Origin of the sequence: Paraburkholderia tuberum STM678 (genome assembly GCF_902833905.1) — a bacterium.
Lineage (GTDB): Bacteria > Pseudomonadota > Gammaproteobacteria > Burkholderiales > Burkholderiaceae > Paraburkholderia > Paraburkholderia tuberum.
Window position 1 is genome coordinate 61,306 of record NZ_CADFGP010000036.1, and the last position, 25,391, is coordinate 86,696.

The window sequence follows — 25,391 nt, forward strand, 5'->3', positions numbered from 1 at the left end:
TGAGGGTTTTCGAGGTGTCGCCGCTCGATCTGCTGATTCGTCAGCACGCGAAAATTCTGGCGGGACTGCGCGCGCACGACCCGAGCGCCGCAGAAGACGCGATGCGCCACCATCTGCGCGAAATCCTCGTGTCGCTCGGCCTCATCGGCGAGCGCAATCCCGCGTGGTTCGAGGCCGACGAGCCGGAGCGTATGCCGTTGTCGACCTGAGACGCAGGCGCGCTCAACCAGCCCACTCAAACGATCCGCACCCCTGCGCGATAAGTCGCGCGCGGCACCGGCAGCTTGTCGAGCATCGTCACGCGCACGAAATCCGCGCGCAGGCCGGGCTCGATCGCGCCGCGGTCCGTGAGACCGGCGGTGCGCGCCGGCTCGGCAGAGACCGTTGCCATCGCGCGCGGCAGCGACCAGCCCGCTTTTTCGACGAGATCGAACACCGCGGTCAGCAAGCTCGACGGCACGTAATCCGACGACAGGATGTCGAGCAGGTCCGCGCGCGCGAGTTCGAGCGCCGACACGTTGCCCGAATGCGAGCCACCGCGCACGATGTTCGGCGCGCCCATGATCGTCGCGATGCCATGCTCGCGCGCGGCTTGCGCGGCGATCCGCGTGGTCGGGAATTCGGCGAGCACGATGCCCTCGGCCTTCGCCTGTTCGACGTGCTCGATCAGCGTGTCGTCGTGGCTCGCGACCGGAATGCCGAGCCGCCGGCAACGCGCGACGATCTCGCGGCGGTGCTCGTCCGCGTAACGCTCCTGTTCGACCGCGAGTTCGGCGAGCGTGCTCGCGACACGCTCGTCGCTCATCTTGCCGTTGCGTTCCTGGAAGCGGCGCCATTGCTCCCGGTCGTGCCATTGGCGCTGGCCCGGCGTATGGTCCATCACCGACGCGAGCCGCAGCAGCGGATGCGCGCACAGCGAATCGAATACCTCGAGCACGTCGGCGGTCGCGATCTCGCAGCGCAGATGCAGAAAGTGCTCGGCGCGCAGTAGTCGACGCGTGGACAGCCGCAGCAGCGAACCGGCGCATTGCGTTTGCACGTCGCGGTTACGCAGCCCAACGCTCGAGCGCGAGCCGATGGCGAGCGCGTCGAATACCGTCGTGATGCCGGCTGCGGCGACCTGCGCGTCGTGAATCACGAAGGCCGCGTCGGTATTCCATTCGACGCCGGGACGCGGCACGAGGTGCTTCTCGAGGTTGTCCGTATGCAGTTCGATCAGACCGGGCAGCAGATAATCGCCGTCCCAGTCTTCGGCGTCGCGCGCCAAACCCGCGCCGCGTTCGACGTCGCGAATCACGCCGTCTTCCACGCGCACGGTGCCAATGAATTCTTCGTCTCGCGTCACGATGCGAGTGTTGCTGATCAACATCGACTTGCTCCGTAGTCAGTCGGGACTGGTGTCAATTTAGTGCCGCAGCGGCGGCCGCAGTTCCAGGCGGCGCGTCGCGACCTTGTTGCGGGTCTCTTCGTCGTGAAAGATACCAACGATCGCCGCGCCGCGCTCGCGCGCCTCGACGATCAGATCGGCCACAACGTCGCGGTTTTCCGCATCGAGCGAAGCGGTCGGTTCGTCGAGCAGCAACAGCGGATGTTCGGCGATCAAACCTCGCGCGATGTTCACGCGTTGCTGCTCGCCGCCCGAAAACGTCGCGGGCGCGAGGGACCACAAACGCTCGGGCACGTTGAGCCGCGCCAGCAATTCAGCGGCGCGCGCGCTGGCTTCAGGTTCGGCGACGCCGTCCAAGACCAGCGGCTCGGCGACGAGCGCAAGCGTCGGCACGCGCGGGATCACGCGCAAAAACTGGCTCACATAGCCGACCACGCGACGGCGCAGCCGCAGTATGTCACGCGGTTCGGCACGGGTGATTGCAATGGGCCGGCCGTGATCGCTGGTGTCGCGAATCGCGATCGAGCCGGTGCTCGCGAGATAGTTGCCGTACAGACAGCGCAGCAGCGTGCTCTTGCCCGCACCCGACGGCCCGACCAGCACCACGCATTCACCGCGCTCGACCTCGAGCGACACGTTCGCGAGCGCGTCGATCCGCACCCCGCCCTGGCCGTGCAGCGTGAAAGTCTTGCCGATGCCGACGGCGCGCAGCATCAGCGCCGCGTTGTCGGCGAAAGCGCGCTCGCCGTGGCGTGCATCGCTGCGTGCGTCAATGACTACCTCAGTGGATTGCATCGTGAGCCTCAAACCGGCAGAACCGAGGAAACCAGCGTTTGTGTATACGGGTGCTGCGGATCGTCGAGCACCTGATCGGTCAGACCCGCCTCGACGACTTCGCCCGCCTGCATCACCATCAGCCGATGCGCGAGCAGACGCGCGACGCCGATATCGTGCGTGACGATCAGCACCGACAGATGCAGCGTCGAGCTCAGCGTGCGCAGCAAATCGAGCAGACGCGCCTGCACGGACACGTCGAGACCGGCGGTCGGTTCGTCCATGAACACCAGACGCGGACCGGTGACGAGATTGCGCGCGATCTGCAGACGTTGCTGCATACCGCCCGAAAACGCGGCGGGGAATTCGTCGATGCGAGTGGGGTCGAGCTCGACGTGCTCCATCCATTGCGTGGCTGTGCGGCGAATTTCGCCGTAGTGGCGCGCGCCGACCGCCATCAACGGCTCGCCGATGTTGGCGCCGGCCGATACGCCGCTGCGCAGGCCATCGCGCGGATTCTGCTGCACGAAGCCCCACTCGGTGCGCGTCAGCAGACGGCGGCGCGGCTCGGACAGCGCGCGCAGATCGAGCGAGTCGCCATGCGACGCGGTGTAGTGCAGCGAGCCGCTATCGGCCTCGGTCTTCAGCGCCAGCGTGTTGAGCAGCGTGGTCTTGCCCGAACCCGATTCACCGACGATGCACAGCACTTCGCCCGGATACAGATCGAAACTCACGTTGCGGCAACCGTTGCGGCCGCCATATTGTTTGGTGAGCGCGCGTGCGCTCAGAAGCGGCGTCATGCGGATTCTCCTTCGCGCGTGGCGTGGGGCAGCGGCGCTTGCGCTTCGATAGCGTCGTCGCCATCGCCGCGCCGCCCGTGACAGTAGTCGCTGTCCGAGCACACGAACATGCGCGTGCCCGCATCGTCGACGATCATCTCGTCGAGAAAGCTTTCCTTCGATCCGCACAGCGCACACGCGTGCTGCCACTTCTGCACTTCGAACGGATGATCGTCGAAGTCGAGGCTGCGCACCGGCGTATAAGGCGGAATCGCGTGAATGCGGCGCTCGCGGCCCGCGCCGAACAGTTGCAGCGCGGCGTTCATATGCATCTTCGGATTGTCGAACTTCGGGATCGGCGACGGCGAGCTCAGATAGCGATGATTGACGACCACCGGGTAGTCGTACGTGGTCGCGATGCTGCCGTGATGCACGATGTCCTCGTACAGTTTCACGCTGATCAGCCCGTAATCGGCGAGCGCATGCAGCTTCTTGCATTCGGCGACGCGCGGCTCGAGCCGGTACAGCGGCTCGGGCATCGGCACCTGATAGACGAGGATCTGCCGCTCGGTCAGCGGCGTTTCGGGAATCCGGTGCCGCGTCTGGATGATCGTCGCTTCGCTCGTGTGCCGCGTGGTCGCCACCCCCGTGGTGCGCGCGAAGAAGCGGCGGATGTTGACGGCGTTGGTGGTTTCGTCGGAACCCTGATCGATGACCTTCAGCGTGTCCGTCCTGCCGATGATCGCGGCCGTCACCTGGATGCCGCCGGTGCCCCAGCCATACGGCAGCGGCATTTCGCGCGACGCGAACGGCACCTGGTAGCCCGGCACGGCGACTGCCTTCAGCAGCGCGCGGCGCAGCATGCGCTTGGTCTGCTCGTCGAGATACGCAAAGTTGTAGCCGTGCGCGGCGGTGTCGTATGAGGTATTGGCAACAGCGGTGTCGGGCGCGTTCATGCTGCCTGCTCCTTGTCGGTGGCGCGGCTTGTTTCATCGTTGCTGTGATGCTGCGCGCGCAAACGCCGCACCAGTTCCAGCTCCGCCTGGAAGTCGACGTAATGCGGCAGCTTCAGGTGCTGCACGAAGCCCGACGCCTCGACGTTGTCGCTATGCGACAGCATGAATTCGATGTCCTGCGTCGGTGACGCGAGCGTCTCGCCGAGTTCTTCGGCACGCAACGCGCGATCGACGAGCGCCATCGCCATCGCCTTGCGCTCCGAGTGGCCGAACGCGAGGCCGTAGCCCTGCGTGAAGGTCGGCGGCACCGTGCCGCTGCCCGCGAACTGGTTGATCATCTGGCATTCGGTGATGTCGATATCGCCGATGTCGACCGCTTCGCCGAGTTCGTCGAGGTCCATCTCGACCGCGATCGTGCCGAAGCGGATCTCGCCGGCGAACGGATGCGAGTGCGCGTAGCCGCGTTGCGTCGCATAGCCCATCGCGAGCAGAAAGCCTTCGTCGCCACGCGCGAGATTTTGCAGACGCGTCGCGCGGCTCGCCGGAAACGCGAGCGGTTCACGCGACAGGTCGCCGGGTTCCGCGCCGTCGGGTGTCGGGCGCTCCTGTTCGATCAGGCCTTCCTTGTCGAGCAGCGACACGACGCGCGGCATCGATTCCGCCTCGGGCGGCTCTTGCGGAACCGGCCCGCTGCCCCGCGTCACGTCTTGCTGCGCGTCCTCACCATCGGCCAGCAACGCGAAATCGAGCAGACGCTGCGTGTAGTCATAGGTCGCGCCGAGCAACTGGCCGCCGGGCAGGTCCTTGAACGTCGCCGAGATGCGTCGCTCGACCTGCATCGTTTCGGTATCGATGGCGCGCGTATAGCCGAAGCGCGGCAACGTGGTGCGATACGCGCGCAGCAGGAAAATCGCCTCGACCAGATCGCCGGCCGCCTGCTTGATTGCGAGCGCCGCAAGCTCCTCGTCGTAGACCGAGCCTTCGGTCATCACGCGTGCGACCGCGAGCCGCAACTGCTCGCGAATCTGCGCGACGCTCAGTTCGGCGATTCGCGTATCGCCGCGGCGCGCTTTGTCGAGCAGGCGCCACGACGCTTCGATCGCGCGTTCTCCACCTTTGACGGCAACGTACATCAGTTCACCTTCGCTTCGGTTGTGCGCGGCAGGCCGATCACGCGCGGGCCGCAAACCAGATAACAGTCGATGCCGCACGGAAACAGCGGCGCGAGCATTGCGCGTTCTTGCCAGAACCGCGCGGGAAGACCGACCGGCGAAATCGTTTCGGCATCCAGAATGCCGGGGCCGCTCAGCGTGACCGCTGCGCCGCCCGTCAGCGCGTCGACGCGGATCAGCAACGTGGCCGATTGTTCCGGTGACTCGGCGCTGCCGGGCGCGAAGCTTTCGAGCGATGGCAACGCGTCGGCATCGTGCACATACGCGAACGCGGCGTTGCCGGGCGCATCGACGAGCGGCGCGCCGGTATGAAAACGCAACGCCGACGCGAGCGCGGGATCAGGCTGCGCGAGCCACACCGGCGTCGCGTAGTCGCAGAGCGTCAGCAGTGCGGCAAACGCGGCGGGTTCGACCGGCGTGTTGCGCAACTCGGGCAGCACGTCGCGGATCACGCCGATCGTGCCGGGCCGCGACAACGCGTCGAGCAGCGTGCGAAACACGGCCTGGGTATCGTGGACCGGGTCCGCGAAACCCGGCGTCAGCGTGGACAACGCAATCGGTGAACGTTCCATCAGTCGCCTCGCACCATCGTGAAGAATTCGACGCGCGTCGCCGCGACGTCCTGTTGCTGTTGCGCGCCCCGGGCCTGCTGTTGCGCGGCGAATGGCTCGATCAATCGACGATGCAGGCTGTCGTGATGCTCGGGCATCTGCAGCAAGGCATCGGCGAGCGCGGCAAGTTCGGCGCGACGGCGGTCGCGTCCCAGATGGCAGGCGACGCCGACGGTGGCTTCGGCGTCGCCGCTCGCATGCAGACGCAGCGTGGCGCGCGTAACCGTGGCTTCGCCGAGATTGAACGGATCGCCGCTGCCGCCGATGCGCCCGCGCACCATCGCGAGGCCGATTTCAGGGGGGCGCAGCCAGTCGTAGGCGGGGGTGGGGCGGCCTTGCAGCGCGCGCTGCAGCGCGGCTTCGAGGTCGGCGCGCGGCGTGCGCGCCAGCACGGCCATCCAGGCGCGCCGCGCCGCCGAAGACACGGCCGGCAACGGCGAAGAAGATGGACGGGGCGGAACGGAACTCGGGCTCATCGGATTTCCTGTCGATCCAGCGAGTGGACATTGAAGCATCTATTCATCTAAACGTCTAGACGTTTATAAGCATAGTTGTCTGGACTGTCGTGCGCGGCGGACATTCATATTTTCATCACGGCTCGCGCACTACAATGCACGTCATGGCGATCATTTGAACCGAAGGGAATGACAGCACCATGACATCGAACGACAGCGCGGCGCCGGCCACGACGCTCGAACGGGGCGCGGGCGTGGCCGTCTGGAGACAGATCGAACAGATTCTCGCCGCAGAGATCACGGCAAGCGGGTTCGGCGAAGAAGGGCGGCTGCCGAGCGAGGGTGAGCTGGCGAAGCGCTTCGACGTCAACCGTCACACGGTGCGCCGCGCGATGCTCGGCCTCGCCGCGCTCGGCCTCGTCAGCGTCGAGCAGGGGCGTGGCACGTTCGTGCAGCCCGGCGCGATCGACTATTCGATCGGCCGCCGTACGCGTTTCACCGAAAACCTGCGTCAACAACACCACTCGCCCGCGGGCACGATGCTGTCGGCCGCACGCGTGAAGGCCGAGCCCAGTGTCGCGAAGGCGTTGGGTCTGCGCGCGGGCGCGGCGGTCTATCGCATCGAATCGCTGAACGAGTCGGACGGCGTGCCGCTCACATACGCGCGCAGCTGGTATCCGGCCGCGCGTTTTCCGGATTTGCCGGAGGTCGTGCAACGCCTCGGCGGCACGACGAAAGCGCTGGCCGAATTCGGCGTGGACGATTATCTGCGCAAGTGGAGCCGCATCGGCAGCGTGCTGCCCGAGCCGGAAGTCGCGCGGCGGCTCAACATCAACCGTCAGCAGCCGGTGCTGTGGGTCGAGAACGTCGACGTCGATCTGCAGGGCACGCCGGTCAAATACGGCTTCACGCATTTCGCGGCCGATCGCGTGCAACTGCTCGTGGAGCATGACCTGTGAGCGGCCCCGTATGGAGTGCCGAAGCGCGCTTTGCGCTGTACTACGCGCCGTCGGTTGAATCGGCGTGGTGGCAGGCCGGCTCGACATGGCTCGGCCGCGATGTGCACAGCGGCGAGCGCCGCGCGCAGCCGCAGCCGCCAGGCCTGACGCGCCCGCTCGCCGCGTTGACCGACGCGCCGCGCCGCTATGGCTGGCATGGCACGCTGGTCGCCCCGTTCCGGCTCGGCGCCGGCGTCACGCAGCCCGACGTGCTCGCGGCCGCGCGAGCCTGGGCGCTCGCGCAGCGGCCGTTCACGTTGCCGGTAGAAGCGGCCACGCTGGGCGACTTCGTCGCGTTGCGACCGGCCGATGCAGATGGCGAGACGCGCATTCGCGAACTCGCGTCGAACGCGCTGCAGTCGCTCGACAGGCTGTGCGCGCGGCCGTCGGCGGCCGATCTCGAGCGACGGCTCGCCGCGCCGCTCAGCGAACGCCAACGTGCGTTGCTGTTGCAATGGGGCTATCCGTACGTGTTCGACGAGTTCCGTTTTCATATGACGTTGTCCAGTTCGCTCGCCGATGCCGACGAGCGCGCGACGCTGCTCGCATGGTGGCGGGAGCGCACGCCCGCGCTCGGGCCGCTCGCTGTCGATCAGGCCGCGCTGTTCGTCGAGCCGGCGCCGGGTGAGCCGTTCGTGCTATGGCAGCCGCTGCCGTTCAGCCACGGCGCGCAACCTGGCGATCGCACGAACAAGCAGCAAGACGAGGTGAGCAGCCAATGACTGGGCGTTTGATCTATGTGATGGGGCCGTCGGGCGCGGGCAAGGATTCGCTGCTGCAGTTCGCGCGCATGCGGCTCGCCGGCGAGCCGCTCGTATTCGCGCATCGTTACATCACGCGGCCGAGCGGCAATGGCGAGGTGCATGTTGCACTAAGTGTCGAGGAGTTCGCCGCGCGCTCGGTGCTTGGCCTGTTCGCGCTCGAATGGTCGAGCCATTCGCTGCGCTATGGCATCGGCATCGAACTCGATGCGTGGCTCGCGCGCGGCTGCACGGTGGTCGTCAACGGCTCGCGGCAGTACCTGCAGCATGCGCTCGCGCGCTATCCACGCGCGGAAGTGGTGCACGTGAGCGCCGCGCCGCATATTCTCGAAGCACGGCTCGGCGCGCGGGCGCGCGAATCGTCGGAGCAGGTCGCGGCGCGGCTCGCGCGGCGCGCGCCGTTTGCGTTGCCGGCCGGCGTGCGCTGCACGACGATCGACAACTCCGGCGCGCTCGAAGAAGCGGGGCACGCATTGATCACGGTGCTCAAGGAGCAGGTGAGCGCGTAGCGCAAGCACGCGGCCTTACTGCACGGCTCCCATCCGCTCCCGCGTCACCTGCCGCAAACATGCGACGAACTGCTGCACGGCCGGCGTCGGCAGCAGATCGCGTCGCGAGATGATGCTCAGATCGTAGTTCGGCAGCGCGTCTTCGATCTGTGCGACGCGAATGCCGAGCGGCGCGACCCTCTGCGCAAGCGGCCGCGTGAAGCAACTGATCACGTCGGTCTGCGACACGAGCCCGAGCGTGACTGCAAACGACGACGGCGCGCGCAGCAAGCGCTTCGGTACCGGCAAGCCGTGCGCGCTGAACATCGCCATCATCACGCTGTGCGGGAAGTGATCGGCGCCGACCGTGACGATCCACTCGGCGTCGAGCAGCTCGGATAGACGCGTGACGTTCGCGAGCGGATGGCCGGCGCGCATCGTGACGACGAACTGCGTCGAGTACAGCGGCACCTGCACCAGATCGTTATCCAATGCCAGAACGTGATGGATCGCCGCGAGATCGAGCGCGCCGTTGCGCAGACGCGCGAGCGCGTCGGGCACCGTCACTTCCTCCAGATGCAGACTCACGAGCGGCATCCGCTCGCGAAAGCTCGACACCGCATGCGGCAGTACCGTCAGCGCGAGCGATGGCATCGTGCCGACGCTGACCTTGCCGGCCAGTTCGCCCTTGACCTGCTCGACGGCCTCGACCGTGCGGCGCATGTCGCCGAGCAACTGCTCGGCGCGCGGCAACAGCGCGAGCCCGCACGCGGTCAGCTCGATGCCGCGCACGCTGCGCACCATCAGGGCGGCGTTGAGCGCGCTTTCCAGCTCGCGAATCGTATGCGTGACGGCCGGCTGCGTGACGCCAAGCTCACGCGCGGCGGCGCGCAGACTGCGGTGATGCGCGGCGGCGACGAAGGCCTGCAACTGCTGCAGCTTCATAAGGGTAACCCCGTATATAAGACCTGTTAATCAGGGTGAAAAAAATAGCATCTTATTCGAACAAAACAGCGTGGCTATAGTGCGAGGCTACTCACTGGAGCCATACAAGCTATGAACGAGACCCCGCGTTTGACCGAAGTGTCCGATCTGGAACCCGCCGCCGCGAGCCTGCGCGAGATTCGCCATCAGATTCACCACCATCCGGAACTCGCGTACGAGGAAGTGCAGACCGCGGCGCTCGTCGCGGAAAAACTCGAACAGTGGGGCTGGCAGGTCACGCGCGGGGTCGGCAAGACCGGCGTGGTCGGCACGCTGAAAGAGCGTGGCGGCAAGCGCAGCATCGGCATTCGCGCGGACATGGACGCGTTGCCGATCATCGAACAGACCGGCCTGCCGTACGCGAGCGGCACCCACGGCAAGATGCACGCGTGCGGCCACGACGGTCACACCACGATCCTGCTCGGCGCCGCGCAACGTCTCGCGGCCACGCGCAATTTCTCGGGCACCGTGCATTTGTATTTCCAGCCGGCCGAGGAAAGCGGCATCGACAGCGGTGCGCTGAAGATGATCGACGACGGCCTGTTCGAGCGCTTCCCGTGCGACGCCGTGTTCGGCCTGCACAACCATCCGGGAGCCGAGCCGGGCGTGTTGCTGTTCCGCAAGGGACCGTTCATGTCGGCGGGCGACAAGGCGATCATCACGATCGAAGGCGTCGGCGGCCATGCGGCGCGTCCGCATCTGACCGTCGATCCGGTCGTGGTCGCCGCGAGCATCGTGATGGCGCTACAAACGATCGTCGCGCGCAACGTCGATCCGTCGCAGCCCGCCGTGGTGACGGTCGGCTCGATGCACGCGGGCACCGCGAACAACGTGATTTCCAGCAGCGCGCGGCTCGAACTCAGCGTGCGCTCGTTCAGCCCCGAGGTGCGCGCGTTGCTGAAGAGGCGCATCACCGAACTGGCCGAGTCGCAGGCCGCAAGCTATGGCGGCAAAGCGCACGTCGAGTACATCGAAGGCTATCCGGTCGTCATCAATACGGATGCCGAAACGGATTTCGCGGTGCAGGTCGCGCGCGAACTGGTGGGCGACGACAAGGTGGTCGAGCAGACCGACATCCTGATGGGCAGCGAGGACTTCGCATTCATGCTGCAGAAGCGGCCGGGCACGTTCCTGCGCATTGGCAATGGCGTCGGCGAGGAAGGTTGCATGGTGCACAACCCGCACTACGACTTCAACGACAGCAGTCTGCCGATCGGCGCGGCGTTCTGGGCGCGGTTGGTGGAGCGCTATCTCGCGCAGTGAGCGCTTGATGCAAACGACGCGGCGCGCACGAGGCGTGCGCGCCCGGCTGCTCATCACCGCGCGGCCAGAGCCACGAAGCGTTCATTAGCCGCGCCGCGCGACCATCTCCGAGACTGTCTGTGCGGCTCGCTGCAGCGGTTCCAGGAACGCCTTCACCATCTGTTTGGCCGAATTGCGCTGTGCGTTGCCGCTGATGTTCATCGCGGCGATCACGCGGCCCTGGCGATTGCGAATCGGCGCGGACAGCGAAATCAAGCCGCCTTCGAGCTCCTGATCGACGATCGCCCACCCCTGGCGACGCACCTGCTCGATCAGCTTCTTCAACTCTTGCTTGTCGGTGACGGTGCGCGGCGTGTGCGAGTAGAGCGGCGTCGAGTTCAGCGTCGCGTCGAGCGTCTCGTCGTCGAGCGAGGCAAGCAGCACGCGGCCCATCGACGTGCAGTAGGCGGGCAGGCGGCTGCCGATCGACAGGTTGATCGTCATGATCTTGTGAGTCGGCACGCGCAGCACGTAGACGATCTCGGTGCGATCGAGCACGGCCGCGGAGCAGCTTTCGTGCACCTGCGCCGACAGGCTTTCCATCACCGGTTCGGCGAGATTCCAGAACGGCATCGAGGTCAGATACGCGAAGCCGAGGTCGAGGATCTTCGGCGTCAGACGAAACAGGCGTCCCTCGGCTTCCACATAGCCGAGTGTTTGCAGCGTCAGCAGGATCCGGCGCGCGCCGGCGCGCGTGAGGCCAGTCGCCGCGGCGACGTCGGTGAGCGTCTGTTCAGGCCGCGTCGCGTCGAACGCGCGGATGACCGCGAGGCCGCGCGCGAACGACTGCACGTACGAGTCGCCCGGTTTCTCCGGGGCCGGTTCGGCGTTGGCGGGCGCGACGGAAGACGGCGGCAGGGCTTTGCTCATGGACCTTGATCGTGGGTTCGGAAGAGTGCGCGCGAAGGACGCGCGACGCGCGATCGTTTCGATGCGGCGACGCGTTTTGCGTTGCGGCGCAAAGGCGAGACGATAGCTTAAGCCTTCTATTTCGCCAAATAACGCCGATTCGTGCAAAAACCCCAGGGTTTGCGTGGATGCGATTCCCACTCCAAATTTGTATGATGACCCGATAACCTGACTAGTTCGAGACACCCGGTCCAACCGATCCGCCATGTTCGACAAGATTCCCGCGCGCGCTTTGAGCGACACCGTCGCGCAGCAACTGCTGAAGCAGATCGACAAGGGCACCTTCGCGCGCGGCGCCAGGCTGCCGACCGAAGCCGTGCTCGCACAACAGTTCGGCGTAAGCCGCACGGTGATTCGCGAGGCGCTGTCGCGACTGAAGAACGAGGGGGTGGTCGAGCCGCGCCAGGGCAGTGGCGTGTTCGTCGCCGGGCACGGCGCGATCCGCCCGCTGCGAATCGACTACGCGCAAGCCGTGGAGCCGGGCTCGGTCGTGCAGATCCTCGCGCTGCGTCGCGCGATCGAGGCGGAGGTCGCGTCGGAAGCCGCGATGCGCCGCAGCGATGCCGAGATGGCCGCGATCGACGCCGCGCTCGCGCGCATCGAGCGCGCGGTCGGCAATGGCGAAGACGGCGTCGCCGAAGACGTCGCGTTTCATCGCGCGATCGCGGCGGCTACGGGCAATCCGTATTTCCTGAAGACGCTGACGTTCCTCAATCAGTACCTCGAAGCGGGCACGGTCGTCACGCGCCGCAACGAGGCGCTGCGCGAGGACTTCTCGCGGCAGGTGCGCGAGGAGCACGCGGCGATCGCCGCGGCGATTCGCGCCGGCGATCCGATGGCGGCGCGCAATGCCGCGCAGACGCATCTGTACAACGCGGCGCGGCGGCTTGCCGAGGCGGGCATCGTCTGACGCGCTGAAGGCGCGCGGTGATTCCGACGCGCGCGAACTCACGAATGCGGCACCCATCCATAGAGGTCATGCATGTCGAGAAATGTCGGTGTCATTGGCTTGGGGGCCATGGGGCTCGGCGTCGCGCGCTCGCTGTTGCGTGCGGGCTTCAGGGTCCACGCGTGCGACTTGCGGCGCGACGCGCTGCAGGCGTTCGTCGATGAAGGGGGCATCGGCTGTGCGACGCCCGCGGAGCTCGGCGCGCAGTGCGAGGTCGTGATCACGCTGGTCGTGAATGCGGCGCAAACCGAGGCCGTGCTGTTCGGTGAGCACGGCGCGCTCGCGGCCATGAAGCCGGGCGGCGTCGTGATCGCGAGTGCCACGGTCGCGCCGGAGTTCGCGAGCGATCTCGGCAAGCGCGTCGAGGCGGCCGGTCTGCAGATGCTCGATGCGCCGGTGTCGGGCGGCGCGGCGCGCGCGGCGTCGGGCGAGATGACGATGATGACGTCCGGTCCCGCGGCCGCTTATGCCGCGTGCGAAGACGCGCTCGCCGCGATTGCCGGCAACGTGTATCGGCTTGGCGCCACGCATGGCGCAGGCTCGAAGGTGAAGATCATCAACCAGCTGCTGGCCGGCGTGCATATCGCGGTGGCCGCCGAGGCAATGGCGCTCGGCCTGCGCGAAGGTGTCGACCCGGACGCGCTGTACGACGTGATCACGCACAGCGCGGGCAATTCGTGGATGTTCGAGAACCGCGTGCCGCATATTCTCGCGGGCGACTACACGCCGCTGTCGGCGGTCGATATTTTTGTCAAGGACCTCGGCCTCGTGCTCGATACCGCGCGTCGCACGAAGTTTCCGCTGCCGCTGTCGGCGGCAGCGCATCAGATGTTCATGATGGCGTCGACGGCGGGCCACGGTGGCGAAGACGACTCGGCGGTCGTGAAGATTTTCCCAGGCATCGAATTGCCGACGAAGCAATAGGCGTGGAAGAGGTCATGACGGCTCAAACGAAACCCGCGCTGCTCGGCTGCATCGCCGACGACTTCACCGGCGCCACCGATCTCGCCAACATGCTCGTGCGCGGTGGCATGCGCACGGTGCAGACGATCGGCGTGCCCACCTCCAACGCAGCGCTTGGCGCCGACGCGCTCGTCGTCGCGCTGAAGTCGCGCACGATCCCGGCCGCCGACGCGGTCGCGCAATCGCTGGCCGCGCTCGTCTGGCTGCGCGCGCAAGGGTGCCGGCAATTCTTCTTCAAGTACTGCTCGACCTTCGATTCGACCGATGCGGGCAACATCGGCCCGGTGACCGATGCGTTGCTGAATGCGCTGTCCGCCGAGTTCGCTCAGCGCGCGTCGTTCACGATCGCGTGTCCCGCGTTTCCCGAGAACGGCCGCACGATTTTTCGCGGTCATCTGTTCGTCGGCGATGCGCTGCTCAACGAGTCGGGCATGGAAAACCATCCGCTGACGCCGATGCGCGACGCGAACCTCGTGCGCGTGCTGCGGCGGCAAACGCAATCGAAGGTCGGGCTCGTGCGTTACGACCAGCTCGCGCAAGGCGATGCGGCCGTGCGTGCCGCATTCGCCGCGTTGCGCGCCGACGGCGTGCGCATCGCGATTGCCGATGCGGTGTCCGACGCCGATCTGCACACGCTCGGCTTGGCCTGCGCGGACCTCGCGCTGATCACCGGCGGCTCCGGCGTCGCGCTTGGTTTGCCGGCCAACTTCCGGCGCGCGGGTCTGCTCGGCGAGCAAACCCATGCCGCGCAATTGCCGCGTATAGAAGGTTTGTCGGCGGTGCTCGCGGGCAGTGCGTCGACGGCGACCAACGCGCAGGTCGCCGCCTGGTGCGCGACACGGCCCGCGTTCCGCATCGATCCGCTCGCGGCGGCGCGCGGCGAGGACGTCGTCGGCGAGGCGCTCGCGTTCGCACAACAGCGCTTCGTGCACGCGGAACCGGTGCTGGTCTATGCGACCGCATCGCCCGACGAAGTGCAGGCCGTGCAGCGCGAACTCGGCGTCAACGAGGCCGGGCATCTGGTCGAGAAGACGTTGGCGGCGATTGCGCGCGGTCTGCGCGAACGGGGTGTGCGCAAGTTCGTCGTCGCGGGCGGCGAGACTTCGGGCGCCGTCGTGCAGGCGCTCGACGTGCGCATGCTGCGCATCGGCGCACAGATCGATCCGGGCGTGCCGGCCACGGCGACGACCGGCGCCGAGCCGCTCGCACTCGCGCTGAAATCCGGCAATTTCGGCACCACCGACTTCTTCGACAAGGCCCTGCGCCATCTCGACGGAGCCGCGCAATGAGCGACGCACCGGCACTTCACACCTGCGCCGAAGCGCGCGTTCGCGAGGAAATCTGCGCGGTCGGCGCGAGCCTGTATCAGCGCGGCTATACGGTCGGCAGCGCCGGCAACATCAGCGCGCGGCTCGACGACGGCTGGCTGATCACCCCGACCGACGCGTGCCTCGGCCGCCTCGATCCCGCCGACATCGCGAAGGTCGATGCAAACGGCCACGCGGTGTCGGGCGGCAAGCCGTCGAAAACGCTGGCGCTGCATCGCGGTATCTATGCGCGCAACGGCGAGGCGCGCGGCATCGTCCATACCCATTCAACGCATCTGGTCGCGTTGACGCTCGCGGGCGTATGGAGCGAAGCGGACGTGTTGCCGCCGATCACACCGTACTACGTGATGAAAGTGGGCCACGTACCGCTGATTCGCTACGAACGCCCGGGTGATCCCCGAGTGGCCGCGCAGATCGCCGCGCTGGCCGATCGGGTGCGCGCGGTGTTGCTCGAACGTCTGGGGCCGGTAGTGTGGGAGCGCTCGGTCGCGCGCGCGTCGTATGCGCTCGAAGAACTCGAGGAGACCGCGCGCCTGTGGCTGATGACGAATCCGCGGCCCGCGCCGCTCGACGCCGCCGCGATCGAACAACTCCGTGCCGCGTTCGGCGCGCGCTGGTAGCAGCGCGCATGACCGATGAACGCCGCGCACCGTATCGAACTGTCTTGAAGGAGCTGCCGCCATGCCTCGCTTCGCCGCCAATCTGTCGATGATGTACAACGAGCACGCGTTCCTCGATCGCTTCGCCGCCGCCGCGCGCGACGGCTTCAACGCGGTCGAATTCCTGTTTCCCTACGAGTTCCGCCCGGGCGAGCTGAAGGCGCGGCTCGACGCGCATGGCCTCACGCAGGCGCTGTTCAATGCGCCACCCGGCGACTGGAGCGGCGGCGAGCGCGGCCTTGCGTCGTTGCCGGGCCGTGAGGACGAGTTCCGCCGCGGCATCGACACGGCACTCGAGTACGCGCGCGTGCTCGGCAATCGCAAGCTGCATGTGATGGCGGGGTTGATCGCCGGCGATCGAGCGGGCGAAACGCAGCGCAAAACACAACGCGACGTGTACCTGAACAACCTCGTCTATGCCGCGCGGGCCGCGCAAGCCGAACAGATCACGGTCGTCATCGAGCCGATCAATACGCGCGACATGCCCGGCTATTTCCTCAATCGACAGGACGACGCGCAAGCGATCTGCGCCGAAGTCGGCGCGCCGAATCTGAAGGTGCAGTTCGATTGCTATCACTGCCAGATCGTCGAGGGCGATCTCGCGACGAAGCTCAAACGCGATATGGCCGGCATCGGTCACATCCAGGTTGCGGGTGTGCCCGAGCGGCACGAGCCCGACATCGGTGAGCTGAACTACCCGTACCTGTTCGATCTGATCGATGCGCTCGGCTACGACGGCTACATCGGCTGCGAATACCGGCCGCGCGCGGGGACCTCGGCGGGGCTTGGCTGGCTGAAGCCTTATCTCGATGCGGGGCGTTGACGCTTTCCGACAACCACTGACGCACACGTAACCATGAAAGTACTGATCACCGGTGGTGCCGGTTTTCTCGGCCAGCGTCTCGCGCGCGAACTGCTCGCGCGCGGCGCACTGAAAGATGCGCACGGCGCACCGCAAGCGATTACCGGGCTCGTGTTGCTCGACGTCGTGCGCGCACACGATTTCGGCGATGCGCGCGTGCGCACCGAAGTCGGCGATATCGCGGAGCGCAGTGTGCTCGAACGCGTGATCGACGATCAAACCTCGGCGATCTTTCACCTCGCTGCGATCGTCAGCGGCCAGGCCGAGGCGGACTTCGATCTCGGCATGCGCATCAATCTCGATGCGTCGCGGCTGCTGCTCGAAATCTGCCGGCAGCGCGGGCACCAACCGCGCGTCGTGTTCACCAGTTCGGTCGCGGTCTACGGTGGCGATCTGCCTGCGGTCGTGCAGGACGACACCGCGCTCAATCCGCAGTCGTCGTACGGCGCGCAGAAGGCGATCGCGGAGCTGCTGCTCAACGATTATTCGCGGCGCGGTTTCGTCGACGGCCGCGTGCTGCGGCTGCCGACCATCAGCGTGCGGCCGGGGCGGCCGAATGCGGCGGCGTCGTCGTTCGCGAGCGGCATCGTCCGCGAGCCGCTCAATGGCGAGGAGGCCGTGTGTCCGGTCGCCGGTTCGACGCGGCTGTGGTTGCTGTCGCCGCGCAAGGCGATCGAGGGTCTTATCGCCGGCCTCGAACTCGATGGCGCCGCGCTTGGCAAGCAACGCGTGCTGAACCTGCCGGGCTTGTCGGTCAGCGTCGACGAGATGATCGCGGCACTGCGCGAGGTCGCGGGCGAGGCGGTCGCGAGCCGCATTGTGCGGCAGCCCGACGAGCGCATCGAGAAGATCGTTGGGAGCTGGCCCGGCGCGTGGGATACGTCGCGCGCCGAACGGCTCGGGCTCGCGACCGAGCGCAGTTTCGCGGACGTGATTCGCGGCTACATCGCCGATGAAGGAATCGAAGTTCGCTGAAGATCACCCCCTCCGCGTATTCCCTGGTGTCGCTTGGCACGGCTGCGGCCGTGCTTGACATGCTTTCGCGCCCCCGCCTATTATCGAGGCTGTTTTGTTCGATATATGACCTTGTGTTCGTATATAGAACATGAGGCAGGGCGAAGAAGAGGCGACAGCCGTATCGGTCGTCAATCCCAAGCCCATCGTTCACGATCCTGCGCTAAGCTGCTTCGACGTGTCGGCGCGCTACGCCGCCGCCATTTTGCAGTTGCCCGTCCGCGGCCGTTGGCGCCCAGGGCCGATGCCTCGGCGCCTCGAACCGGCCTCATCGGTGCGAAGCCGGCCGAGGCGCAGCGCACGCAGCATCTCAACTGGAGACATCCCATGACCGAAGCATTTCTGTGCGACGCGATTCGCACCCCCATTGGCCGCTATGCGGGTTCGCTGTCGTCGGTGCGCGCCGACGACCTGGGCGCGGTGCCGCTCAAGGCGCTGATGGAGCGCAACAAGAACGTCGACTGGACCGCGATCGACGACCTCATCTACGGCTGCGCGAACCAGGCCGGTGACGACAACCGCAACGTCGCGCGCATGTCGCTGCTGCTCGCGGGTCTGCCGAAGGACGTGCCGGGCTCGACGGTCAACCGTCTGTGCGGCTCGGGCATGGATGCGGTCGGCATCGCCGCGCGCGCGATCAAGTCGGGCGAGGCCGCGCTGATGATTGCCGGCGGCGTCGAAAGCATGAGCCGCGCGCCGTTCGTGATGCCCAAGGCGACCAGCGCGTTCTCGCGTCAGAACGAGGTCTACGACACGACGATCGGCTGGCGTTTCGTGAATCCGCTGATGAAGAAGCTGTACGGCGTCGACTCGATGCCGGAAACCGGCGAAAACGTCGCGACCGACTACAACATCAGCCGCGCCGACCAGGACGCATTCGCGCTGCGCAGCCAGCAGAAGGCGGCGCGCGCGCAACGCGACGGCACGCTCGCGCAGGAGATCGTCGGCGTGACGATCGCGCAGAAGAAGGGCGATCCGATCACGGTCATGCAGGACGAGCATCCGCGCGAAACGAGCCTCGAAACGCTCGCGAAGCTGAAGGGCGTCGTGCGTCCGGACGGCACGGTGACGGCCGGTAATGCATCGGGCGTGAACGACGGCGCGGCGGCGTTGCTGCTTGCCAATGAAGAGACCACGAAGCGCTTCGGCCTCACGCCGCGCGCCCGCGTGCTCGGTGTGGCCACCGCCGGCGTCGAGCCGCGCGTGATGGGCATCGGCCCGGCACCCGCCACGCAGAAGCTGCTCGCGCGTCTGGGCATGACGATCGATCAGTTCGACGTGATCGAACTGAACGAAGCGTTCGCCTCGCAAGGTATCGCGGTGCTGCGCGCCCTCGGCGTCGCCGACGACGATCCCCGCGTGAACCCGAACGGCGGCGCGATTGCGCTCGGCCACCCGCTCGGCATGAGCGGCGCGCGTCTGGTGACGACCGCGACGTATCAGCTGCAACGCACGCAGGGCCGCTTCGCGCTGTGCACGATGTGTATCGGCGTCGGCCAAGGCATCGCGATCGCGATCGAGCGCGTGTGATGCGTGAGCTGGTTTAGCGCGAGCTTCGGTCCCCGCGCTAGGCGGGTCTCCGCGCAAGCTGAATAGTAAAAAGCAGAAGGGCCGGCGTCGAGACACGCCGGCCCTTTGTTTTGATCGCGCCTTGTTGCGCCGGGCGCAGGCGTTATGACGCCGCTTCGACGGTCAGATGTATGACCTCATGCACCGGTGCGAGCCGCGCGCGGATCGTCTCGGCCGTAACGCCGCCATGCGTGCGCACGCTGACGATCGCCGCTCGCGCCTGCGGGCCGATCTGCCAGACGTGCAGGTCGGCGATCTCGGCGTCGCCGTGCGAATCCAGGATTTCGCGGATTTCGCCGGCCACGTGCTCGTCGGTTCTGTCGAGCAGCACGTCGGCCGTGTCGCGCATCAGCGTCCATGCCCAGCGCGCGATGACGATCGATCCGACGATGCCCATCAGCGGGTCCGTCCAGACCCACCCGAGATAGCGGCCGGCCAGCATGGCCACGATCGCCAGCACCGAGGTCAGCGCATCGGCGAGCACGTGCACATAGGCCGAGCGCAGGTTGTTGTCGGACCCATGCGCATGGTCGTGATGATGGTGATGATCGTGATGCCCATGGTGCGCATGGCCGCCCGACAACAGCAGCGCGCTGACGATGTTCACGACCAGCCCGATCGCCGCAATCACCGCGGCCTGCCCGAACGCGACACCGGTGGGATGAACGAGCCGGATCGCCGATTCGATGCCGATGCCAAGCGACACCAGCGCGAGAATCAGCGCCGAAGCGAAGCCGGCAAGCTCGCCCACTTTTCCCGTTCCGAAACTGAACGCGCGGTTTGCCGAGTTGCGTCTCGCGAACGCATACGCGAGCGCGGCAATGCCAAGCGCGCCGGCATGCGTCGCCATGTGGAAGCCATCGGCGAGCAGCGCCATCGAGCCGGTCACGTAACCGGCCGCGATTTCGCCGATCATCATGACAACGGTGAGCGCGACGACGAAGCGGGTCCGGCGCGCGTTGTCGTCGTGCGAGCTGCCGAGAAACGAGTGCTCGTGTTTGCGGATCAGATGGTCAGTCATACAAACTTACTTCGAATAGCGGCGGATTGCGCCGATCAATGCATCAACTCCCTTCTTGCGCTGGCTGGCCGTCAGGTCCGGATGCGCGACATGTTCGCGCGCGTGCGCCTCGACGATCTCGTCGAGCAGGCCGTTCATTGCGCCGCGGGTCGCGGCCACCAGGTGCAGGACTTTTTCGCAATCGGCGTCCGACTCCAGTGAACGCTCGATAGCCTGAACCTGGCCCGCGATGCGACGAACGCGTTTCAATAAGCCGTCTTTGTGTATGCTCAGATGTGCCATACATATACCCCCTATGGGTATATAGGATAGCACGGTACAGAGATGGCGTTTCTGATGGCTGTCGGCGGCCATGCCGATGCATACGTCGGCAAATCGTTCGCGTCATACTGTTGGCCGTGGTTGTCCTGTAGACGCGGGTTCATGACGCTGGGCACGAATGCTGCGTAGCACGAAGCGATTGCGCTCGACGCGCATGACCGACCGTCAAGCCGTATTGATACCTTGCAGGAGGAGAACGCGGATGAAAACAGCGACGATAGCTGCAGCATTGGTCAGCGCGGTGGTGGCCGCGGCCCCGCCGGCGCGAGCGCAGGACGACATGGCGAGCACCGCGCAAGCGGTGCTCAGCGCGGCGCAGCCCGTGCATATGACGGCGGAGATCGTCGCCATCGATGCGGGCAACCGCTCGCTGACATTGAAGGGCCCGCATGGCGACGTCGCGATCGTGCTCGTCAGCCAGCAGGTCGCCGGTTTCGATCAGATGAAGATCGGCGATCGCGTCGACGTGCTGTACAAGAATGCGTTGCTCACCAAGGTCGAGAAGGCAAGCAGCGCGGGCAAGGGGATTCGCGAGCGGGTGGACCGGCGGAGCTATGCGCCGGCGTCGGGTGGGTACGAGTCGGCGCGGCAGACCGAGGTGCTCGCGACCGTGCTGAAGATCGATCGCAAGCAGCGCCTCGTGACGCTGCGCGGCGCGTATCAGACCCAGACCTTCGAAGCAGCGCCCGACGTCGATTTGAGCGACGTGAAGGTCGGCGACACCGTGCATGCGGCGTTCGTGTCGGCCGCCGCGGTGCAGGTGACGCCGGTCGGGCAGTGAGCGGCGGGGCCGCAGTCGATTCCGGCGGCCGCATCTGTTTCGCAAACTATGTCGAAATATGTCACGGCTCCCGCCGAATGCCCGCAAAACCTTGCCTGGCGGGCCCGCGTCGCGGTGAAACAGCGCGACATATGTTCCGTGATGATTTCCGCGGAGTGTTTTTCTATAGTCCGTTCGTCGCCACGCGGCAGTGACGCAAGTGGCCCGAATCCAGCAAGGACATACCGTGAAAAATCGTTCATTCGCAGGTTCCGAGAGGGTCTGCGCCAGCATGGCGCGAGGCGCGCTGCGCAACGCGGTGCTCGGCGCGGCCGCCGCCGTGCTCGCGCTCGGCAGCGCATCGGCGTTCGCGTGGTCGGGTCACGGCACCGCGTACACGTCGCGGGGCGTCTATAACGGCGCGCACTACGGCTCGTGCGGCGGCGGTAGCTGCTCGCATGCGGGCAGCGTGGCCGGCCCCTATGGCGGCGTCGCGAGCAACACTGGCACGGTCACGCGCACGGCGCCCGGCCAGTTCTCGAACTCGGGTACCGCGACGGGCCGCTACACCAACTCGGTGCAGCACTCGGGCGACACCAGTTGCGCGGGCGGCTCCTGCTCGCATAGCGGCACGCTGACCGGTCCCGACGGCAAAACGGCGACGACGTCCGGCGACGTGACGCGCACCGCGCCGGGCCAGTATTCGTCGTCGGGCTCGATCACCGGATCGAACGGCAATACGGTCAATCATTCTGCGTCGACGAATTGCGCGGGGTCGACCTGCGCGCGCTCGGGCACGGTGACGGGTCCGGACAACAACAACGTCTATCACTCAGGCACCGCGACGCGGGTCGCGCCCGGCGTCGTGACGACTTCGACGAGCGTGACCGGCACGCAAGGCCACACGGTGACGTCGAGCGGTACGGTGGTAACAGGCGGCGTGGTGGTCGCGGGCGGGACCACGACGGCGACCGGTACGACCGTGGTCGTTGCGCCGAAGCCGGTGGTGGTCGTGGCGCCGCCTCCGCCGGTCGTCGTCCCGCCGCCGGTCGTGTACGTGCCGCCGCCGGTCGTGGTGACGCCTCCGCCGGCCTATGCTCCGCCGCCGGTGGTGGTCGTGGCGCCGCCCCCGCCGCCGGCCGTCTACGTCGCGCCGCGTCCCGTGTATGTCGCGCCGCGGGCTGTGGTCTGGGTGCCGGGCCATTGGGTCGGGCGCGTGTGGGTGCCGGCGCATTGGGCCTGACGATGAGCGCGGCGATGAGAATCAGAACCTGCGTAGAATCGTGGCGCTCACGTCGCGCCGCGCGGTGCGACGCGATGTGCGACGCGATGTGCGAAATGGCGGGCTCGTGTCCACCATCTGCTGAGGGGGAGCGTCACTCGCGAGCGCAAAGGGCTGCGCGGGGCGCGCTCCGCAAAACGGTCGCGCTCGCGACGATCGTCGTGGCGACGTTGCTGGCGGTCAACGCAGTCATCGACGCCGGCGACGCCAACGACGACCTTCGCGCGAACCCCGCTGCTGAGGGGGAGCGTCACTCGCGAGCGCAAAGGGCTGCGCGGGGCGCGCTCCGCAAAACGGTCGCGCTCGCGACGATCGTCGTGGCGACGTTGCTGGCGGTCAACGCAGTCATCGACGCCGGCGACGCCAACGACGACCTTCGCGCGAACCCCGCCGCCGGCGCGGCGAGCGACTGTTCCGCGCGCTACGCCGCGTTGCTCGATCTGGCCGAACTCGCGCGGCGTGACGGCAAATCGTCCGAGGTGGTCGTGCGTGGCTTGAGCCAGCAGAACGGGGCAATGAGCGAGTGCATACCTGCAGGCCGGGTCAGGCCTGCACCGCCATTACATTGAACGCGGCCGCGTCAGATCGCGTTCCAGAAAAATCGCGCCGGGGATCGGATTGAACACGTAGGCGTCGATGGGCTCGAATCCCAGCGATGCGTAGAGGCCGAGCGCCGCTTGCATCGTCGGCAGCGTGTCGAGACGCATGCGGCGATAGCCCGGCTCCAGATGCGTGGCAAGCGCGGTGAGCGTAACCGCGCGCAGTTGGGGGTAGCTACCACTGCGGCCATGAGCAGCGGCAGAGGCGCCGAAATGTCTGCGGTTGGCGGCACTGTCGGCGGGGCGCAGCGTGGTGCCATCCATCGCGAACAGCGAGAATCCCTTGAAGAGGTATCGGTGCTGATCCTGCGCAACCCAGTTTCTGGCTGATTCGTGAAACAGCCGCGCCAATGGCGCCTCGCCGACGCGCTACCGCGCCTGGGTGATGGCACTCCTGCTGACAAACGACGCATCGGCCACAGGTAACGCAAGGTCCAGTTCATCGACGACCTCGCTGATTGACTGGTGTCGGTAATCGCCACGCCCCGTTTACAACTACTTTGCGCAGGAAACAAAATGCCGTTCAGTCGCTTAACTGAACGGCATTAGGGCACAATGCCGCCATTTTTGTTGGGCCGTGATATCGGAAAAATGCACTGGATGAGATGCCTGGAATCATCAGAATCGAAAACATTTGTAAAAATGGTTTTATCTCAAATTAAAGTCGTTGACCGTGTCGTGTGTTAGATGGTTAATTCTCTGCGTGTGTTCTGGAAAATCAGCAAAGGTCAAATGGGACAGCAGAAACAGGATAAAACCGGCGGCAAGGAAGAGTGCCAGCTTTGCCGTATCACCTATTCAATCTACTCAAACTTCCCGCCAATGTCGTCCGCCATGGCGCTGAACGCCGAAACCGGCGAATGGTTTCCGTTCGATAGGCTGAGATCGTATTCAAACGGTTACGACATGGCCGAAGCCCTGGGTTACGCATGGGCGTGCGACTGTCGCGGGCGGAAGGCAGCGCCGGCGCTAACGTCGAAGGATCGCACTCACGACGAACAATACACACTCAAAGATGGTGACGGCCGCGTTATGCCCGACACGTATTACACGGTTCGTCTGCCGTCCGGTTCGCTCGTCCACGGCGTAACGGATGGGCTGGGGCGCACTAAACGCTACAAAACAAACGGCGCTCAATCCATACATATTTATCTTGGTCACAGAGAGGAGGCGTAATGCCTGACGCACTTGGAACAGCGGTAACGAATACAAATCCGGATTCGAATCTGGTGGTCCAATCCAGACGACTAGGCAAACCCTGGAAGATATCGCAACATGGGATAACTTTCATTGCAGGCTGGGAAGCTTTCATGCCGCATATATATGACAATGACGGGGCTGGTAAAGGAGGTAATGCAACTGTTGGATATGGGCATCTGGTTCATATGGGGCCAATATCTGGTGCGGCGCCTGAAGTGCCGTTTCGTAATGGCATAACAATTGCGCAGGCGCGAGAATTATTGCTGCTTGATCTTGAATACCCGGAACGCATTGTAAATAAAAACATTCGCGTGCCACTATATCAGTTCGAGTACGACGCACTCGTTTGCTTTGTATATAATCTTCCAAGTGGTAATGCCGGCTTGCTGAATCTTGTTAACTCGGGTCATTATGACCGCGTGCCGGCCAAATTTTTAGAGTACACGATGGCCGGTGGTGTGCGTCCGCGTGGACTGATCAAGCGACGTCGCTCAGAAGGTAGTCTTTTCAAGGACGGAAATTATGACCACAGCCATTAAAGCCATCGTGGCCGTATTAATTGTATCGGCATCTATTTCCGTGTTTGCGGATACGTCATGTGAAGAAAAGGCAAAAACGCGAAACGATTTTCTTGCCTGCACTAACGCCGACACAGAAAAAATTCTCGCTGACGCAGAGAAGCTGTATCGAGGCATCAGGAAGATCACGACGGGAGATAAACAAATTGCTCTAGACAGGAATTTTGAAGTATGGGATGAAAAAATATCATCGGACTGTACTTTAATTGCTTATTCGTTTAACGAATGGAGTGATCGCTATGCTCCTGATACTGGTTTTCAGGTTGCGGAATGCCGGTTGAAGATCGCGTCGCAGGAAATGGAATTCTATAAGTGGCTGGCTTGTCCTGGAGATATGGAAACATCAAAAATTCCAAAATGTGCTGCGATCAATAAATTACTTCGGAGAAGTCAGTAGAAAGGATTGCGAGAGTGACGCAATGAATTTGTGTCGACCTCTATCCAATAAAAACGGGTTGAACGACCCGTTTCGACGGGGCCATTTAAGGGCAGGTCATGCAGGCAAGCGGCATCACCACGACTGGGCATAGGCCATAGCGTTATACATAAGTCCTTAGCCGAGCCCGTCGCGGAGCGCGCGTAGCGTGTCAGCGGCAGCGAGTACCTGATCGAGCCCTCGCCAGATGGTCTTGGCACCCGGTTCACCGTCGCTCTTTCGGCCGAGGAAACCACCGATTTGCGCAATCAGCCGCACGACCTCATTCACAGTG

29 protein-coding genes and 2 pseudogenes are annotated in these 25,391 nt (G+C 65.4%); 18 read left to right on the top strand and 13 right to left on the bottom strand.

Features of this window, described 5'->3' with window-relative positions; genetic code table 11:
- Window positions 1-11: 11 nt before the first annotated feature.
- Window positions 12-209: pseudogene (locus tag HWY30_RS27090) on the top strand (FCD domain-containing protein); the annotation flags it as partial.
- A 26-nt stretch (window positions 210-235) separates the two neighbouring features.
- On the opposite strand, the gene HWY30_RS27095 reads toward HWY30_RS27090, so the two are convergent.
- Genes HWY30_RS27095 through phnG form a run of 7 tightly spaced genes read right to left on the bottom strand, consistent with a single transcriptional unit; the run spans window position 236 to window position 6,155 of the window.
- Window positions 236-1,369, bottom strand: coding sequence for an alpha-D-ribose 1-methylphosphonate 5-triphosphate diphosphatase (locus tag HWY30_RS27095; RefSeq protein WP_090809508.1), 1,134 nt, complete (start codon window positions 1,367-1,369; stop codon window positions 236-238).
- 36 nt (window positions 1,370-1,405) lie between these two features.
- Window positions 1,406-2,182, bottom strand: coding sequence for a phosphonate C-P lyase system protein PhnL (gene phnL, locus HWY30_RS27100; protein WP_090809509.1), 777 nt, complete (start codon window positions 2,180-2,182; stop codon window positions 1,406-1,408).
- Between the two features lie 8 nt (window positions 2,183-2,190).
- Complete coding sequence (gene phnK / locus HWY30_RS27105) at window positions 2,191-2,961, bottom strand: phosphonate C-P lyase system protein PhnK (protein ID WP_090809511.1); 771 nt, start codon at window positions 2,959-2,961, stop codon at window positions 2,191-2,193.
- The gene (locus HWY30_RS27110) at window positions 2,958-3,896 is read right to left on the bottom strand and encodes an alpha-D-ribose 1-methylphosphonate 5-phosphate C-P-lyase PhnJ (protein WP_090809513.1); all 939 of its coding nucleotides are present in this window, start codon (window positions 3,894-3,896) and stop codon (window positions 2,958-2,960) included. Before HWY30_RS27110 ends, phnK begins: the two co-directional genes overlap by 4 nt.
- Window positions 3,893-5,029, bottom strand: a complete 1,137-nt coding sequence (locus HWY30_RS27115; protein WP_090809515.1) for a carbon-phosphorus lyase complex subunit — start codon at window positions 5,027-5,029, stop codon at window positions 3,893-3,895. Before HWY30_RS27115 ends, HWY30_RS27110 begins: the two co-directional genes overlap by 4 nt.
- Window positions 5,029-5,640 carry a phosphonate C-P lyase system protein PhnH gene (phnH, locus tag HWY30_RS27120; protein WP_090809517.1) on the bottom strand — a complete coding sequence of 204 codons (612 nt, stop codon included), beginning with the start codon at window positions 5,638-5,640 and terminating at the stop codon, window positions 5,029-5,031. Before phnH ends, HWY30_RS27115 begins: the two co-directional genes overlap by 1 nt.
- Window positions 5,640-6,155, bottom strand: a complete 516-nt coding sequence (phnG, locus tag HWY30_RS27125) for a phosphonate C-P lyase system protein PhnG (protein WP_090809519.1) — start codon at window positions 6,153-6,155, stop codon at window positions 5,640-5,642. The genes phnH and phnG overlap by 1 nt, the downstream gene beginning before the upstream one ends.
- Before the next feature lie 179 nt (window positions 6,156-6,334).
- On the opposite strand from phnG, the gene phnF reads away from it, so the two are divergent.
- Genes phnF through phnN form a run of 3 tightly spaced genes read left to right on the top strand, consistent with a single transcriptional unit; the run spans window position 6,335 to window position 8,402 of the window.
- Window positions 6,335-7,093 carry a phosphonate metabolism transcriptional regulator PhnF gene (gene phnF, locus HWY30_RS27130; protein ID WP_090809521.1) on the top strand — a complete coding sequence of 253 codons (759 nt, stop codon included), beginning with the start codon at window positions 6,335-6,337 and terminating at the stop codon, window positions 7,091-7,093.
- On the top strand, window positions 7,090-7,854 hold the full coding sequence (locus HWY30_RS27135) for a DUF1045 domain-containing protein (protein ID WP_090809523.1): 765 nt from the start codon (window positions 7,090-7,092) through the stop codon (window positions 7,852-7,854). Before phnF ends, HWY30_RS27135 begins: the two co-directional genes overlap by 4 nt.
- Window positions 7,851-8,402: a phosphonate metabolism protein/1,5-bisphosphokinase (PRPP-forming) PhnN gene (phnN, locus tag HWY30_RS27140; protein ID WP_090809526.1), complete on the top strand. Its 552-nt coding sequence runs from the start codon at window positions 7,851-7,853 to the stop codon at window positions 8,400-8,402. Before HWY30_RS27135 ends, phnN begins: the two co-directional genes overlap by 4 nt.
- Before the next feature lie 15 nt (window positions 8,403-8,417).
- On the opposite strand, the gene HWY30_RS27145 is transcribed toward phnN, so the two are convergent.
- A complete protein-coding gene (locus HWY30_RS27145) occupies window positions 8,418-9,326 on the bottom strand; it encodes a LysR family transcriptional regulator (RefSeq protein ID WP_090809528.1) in 909 nt (302 codons plus the stop codon).
- A 111-nt stretch (window positions 9,327-9,437) separates the two neighbouring features.
- Between HWY30_RS27145 and HWY30_RS27150 the strand changes: the two genes are divergently transcribed.
- Window positions 9,438-10,628 carry a M20 aminoacylase family protein gene (locus HWY30_RS27150; protein ID WP_090809531.1) on the top strand — a complete coding sequence of 397 codons (1,191 nt, stop codon included), beginning with the start codon at window positions 9,438-9,440 and terminating at the stop codon, window positions 10,626-10,628.
- An 84-nt stretch (window positions 10,629-10,712) separates the two neighbouring features.
- On the opposite strand, the gene HWY30_RS27155 is transcribed toward HWY30_RS27150, so the two are convergent.
- Window positions 10,713-11,537 (bottom strand): IclR family transcriptional regulator, encoded by an 825-nt coding sequence (locus HWY30_RS27155; protein ID WP_090810481.1) that lies wholly within the window; start codon window positions 11,535-11,537, stop codon window positions 10,713-10,715.
- 244 nt (window positions 11,538-11,781) lie between these two features.
- Between HWY30_RS27155 and HWY30_RS27160 the strand changes: the two genes are divergently transcribed.
- From HWY30_RS27160 to pcaF, 7 genes are all read left to right on the top strand, one after another.
- Window positions 11,782-12,486, top strand: coding sequence for a FadR/GntR family transcriptional regulator (locus HWY30_RS27160; protein WP_090809533.1), 705 nt, complete (start codon window positions 11,782-11,784; stop codon window positions 12,484-12,486).
- Between the two features lie 72 nt (window positions 12,487-12,558).
- Window positions 12,559-13,449, top strand: a complete 891-nt coding sequence (ltnD, locus tag HWY30_RS27165; protein WP_090809535.1) for an L-threonate dehydrogenase — start codon at window positions 12,559-12,561, stop codon at window positions 13,447-13,449.
- Window positions 13,450-13,463: 14 nt separating this feature from the next.
- Window positions 13,464-14,777 (top strand): 3-oxo-tetronate kinase, encoded by a 1,314-nt coding sequence (gene otnK / locus HWY30_RS27170; protein ID WP_090810483.1) that lies wholly within the window; start codon window positions 13,464-13,466, stop codon window positions 14,775-14,777.
- The gene (gene otnC, locus HWY30_RS27175) at window positions 14,774-15,436 is read left to right on the top strand and encodes a 3-oxo-tetronate 4-phosphate decarboxylase (RefSeq protein WP_090809537.1); all 663 of its coding nucleotides are present in this window, start codon (window positions 14,774-14,776) and stop codon (window positions 15,434-15,436) included. Before otnK ends, otnC begins: the two co-directional genes overlap by 4 nt.
- 61 nt (window positions 15,437-15,497) lie before the next feature.
- Window positions 15,498-16,298 carry a 2-oxo-tetronate isomerase gene (otnI, locus tag HWY30_RS27180; protein WP_090809539.1) on the top strand — a complete coding sequence of 267 codons (801 nt, stop codon included), beginning with the start codon at window positions 15,498-15,500 and terminating at the stop codon, window positions 16,296-16,298.
- 33 nt (window positions 16,299-16,331) lie between these two features.
- On the top strand, window positions 16,332-17,312 hold the full coding sequence (gene denD / locus HWY30_RS27185) for a D-erythronate dehydrogenase (protein ID WP_090809542.1): 981 nt from the start codon (window positions 16,332-16,334) through the stop codon (window positions 17,310-17,312).
- A gap of 366 nt (window positions 17,313-17,678) precedes the next feature.
- Entirely contained in the window at window positions 17,679-18,881 is a 1,203-nt protein-coding gene (gene pcaF, locus HWY30_RS27190; RefSeq protein ID WP_090810485.1) for a 3-oxoadipyl-CoA thiolase, read from the top strand.
- Between the two features lie 142 nt (window positions 18,882-19,023).
- On the opposite strand, the gene dmeF is transcribed toward pcaF, so the two are convergent.
- Window positions 19,024-19,941 carry a CDF family Co(II)/Ni(II) efflux transporter DmeF gene (gene dmeF / locus HWY30_RS27195; RefSeq protein WP_090809544.1) on the bottom strand — a complete coding sequence of 306 codons (918 nt, stop codon included), beginning with the start codon at window positions 19,939-19,941 and terminating at the stop codon, window positions 19,024-19,026.
- Window positions 19,942-19,947: 6 nt separating this feature from the next.
- Window positions 19,948-20,223: a metal/formaldehyde-sensitive transcriptional repressor gene (locus HWY30_RS27200; RefSeq protein ID WP_090809546.1), complete on the bottom strand. Its 276-nt coding sequence runs from the start codon at window positions 20,221-20,223 to the stop codon at window positions 19,948-19,950.
- A gap of 241 nt (window positions 20,224-20,464) precedes the next feature.
- On the opposite strand from HWY30_RS27200, the gene HWY30_RS27205 reads away from it, so the two are divergent.
- The 3 genes from HWY30_RS27205 (at window position 20,465) to HWY30_RS27215 (ending at window position 22,873) form a co-directional block, all read left to right on the top strand.
- Entirely contained in the window at window positions 20,465-21,043 is a 579-nt protein-coding gene (locus tag HWY30_RS27205; protein WP_090809549.1) for a hypothetical protein, read from the top strand.
- Between the two features lie 271 nt (window positions 21,044-21,314).
- Window positions 21,315-22,265: a hypothetical protein gene (locus HWY30_RS27210; protein WP_090809551.1), complete on the top strand. Its 951-nt coding sequence runs from the start codon at window positions 21,315-21,317 to the stop codon at window positions 22,263-22,265.
- A 209-nt stretch (window positions 22,266-22,474) separates the two neighbouring features.
- Window positions 22,475-22,873, top strand: coding sequence for a hypothetical protein (locus HWY30_RS27215; RefSeq protein ID WP_244145025.1), 399 nt, complete (start codon window positions 22,475-22,477; stop codon window positions 22,871-22,873).
- Window positions 22,874-22,996: 123 nt separating this feature from the next.
- Here the strand turns inward: HWY30_RS27215 and HWY30_RS27225 are convergent.
- Window positions 22,997-23,377: pseudogene (locus HWY30_RS27225) on the bottom strand (transposase domain-containing protein); the annotation flags it as partial.
- Between the two features lie 258 nt (window positions 23,378-23,635).
- On the opposite strand from HWY30_RS27225, the gene HWY30_RS27230 reads away from it, so the two are divergent.
- The 3 genes from HWY30_RS27230 to HWY30_RS27240 are packed head-to-tail and all read left to right on the top strand — an operon-like array spanning window position 23,636 to window position 25,078.
- Window positions 23,636-24,079 carry a hypothetical protein gene (locus tag HWY30_RS27230; protein ID WP_090810489.1) on the top strand — a complete coding sequence of 148 codons (444 nt, stop codon included), beginning with the start codon at window positions 23,636-23,638 and terminating at the stop codon, window positions 24,077-24,079.
- Window positions 24,079-24,642, top strand: coding sequence for a lysozyme (locus HWY30_RS27235; RefSeq protein ID WP_090809552.1), 564 nt, complete (start codon window positions 24,079-24,081; stop codon window positions 24,640-24,642). The genes HWY30_RS27230 and HWY30_RS27235 overlap by 1 nt, the downstream gene beginning before the upstream one ends.
- Window positions 24,626-25,078 (top strand): hypothetical protein, encoded by a 453-nt coding sequence (locus HWY30_RS27240; protein ID WP_143037272.1) that lies wholly within the window; start codon window positions 24,626-24,628, stop codon window positions 25,076-25,078. The genes HWY30_RS27235 and HWY30_RS27240 overlap by 17 nt, the downstream gene beginning before the upstream one ends.
- 156 nt (window positions 25,079-25,234) lie before the next feature.
- Here the strand turns inward: HWY30_RS27240 and HWY30_RS27245 are convergent, their stop codons facing one another.
- A complete protein-coding gene (locus HWY30_RS27245; RefSeq protein WP_425199405.1) occupies window positions 25,235-25,387 on the bottom strand; it encodes an IS4 family transposase in 153 nt (50 codons plus the stop codon).
- Window positions 25,388-25,391 lie beyond the last annotated feature (4 nt).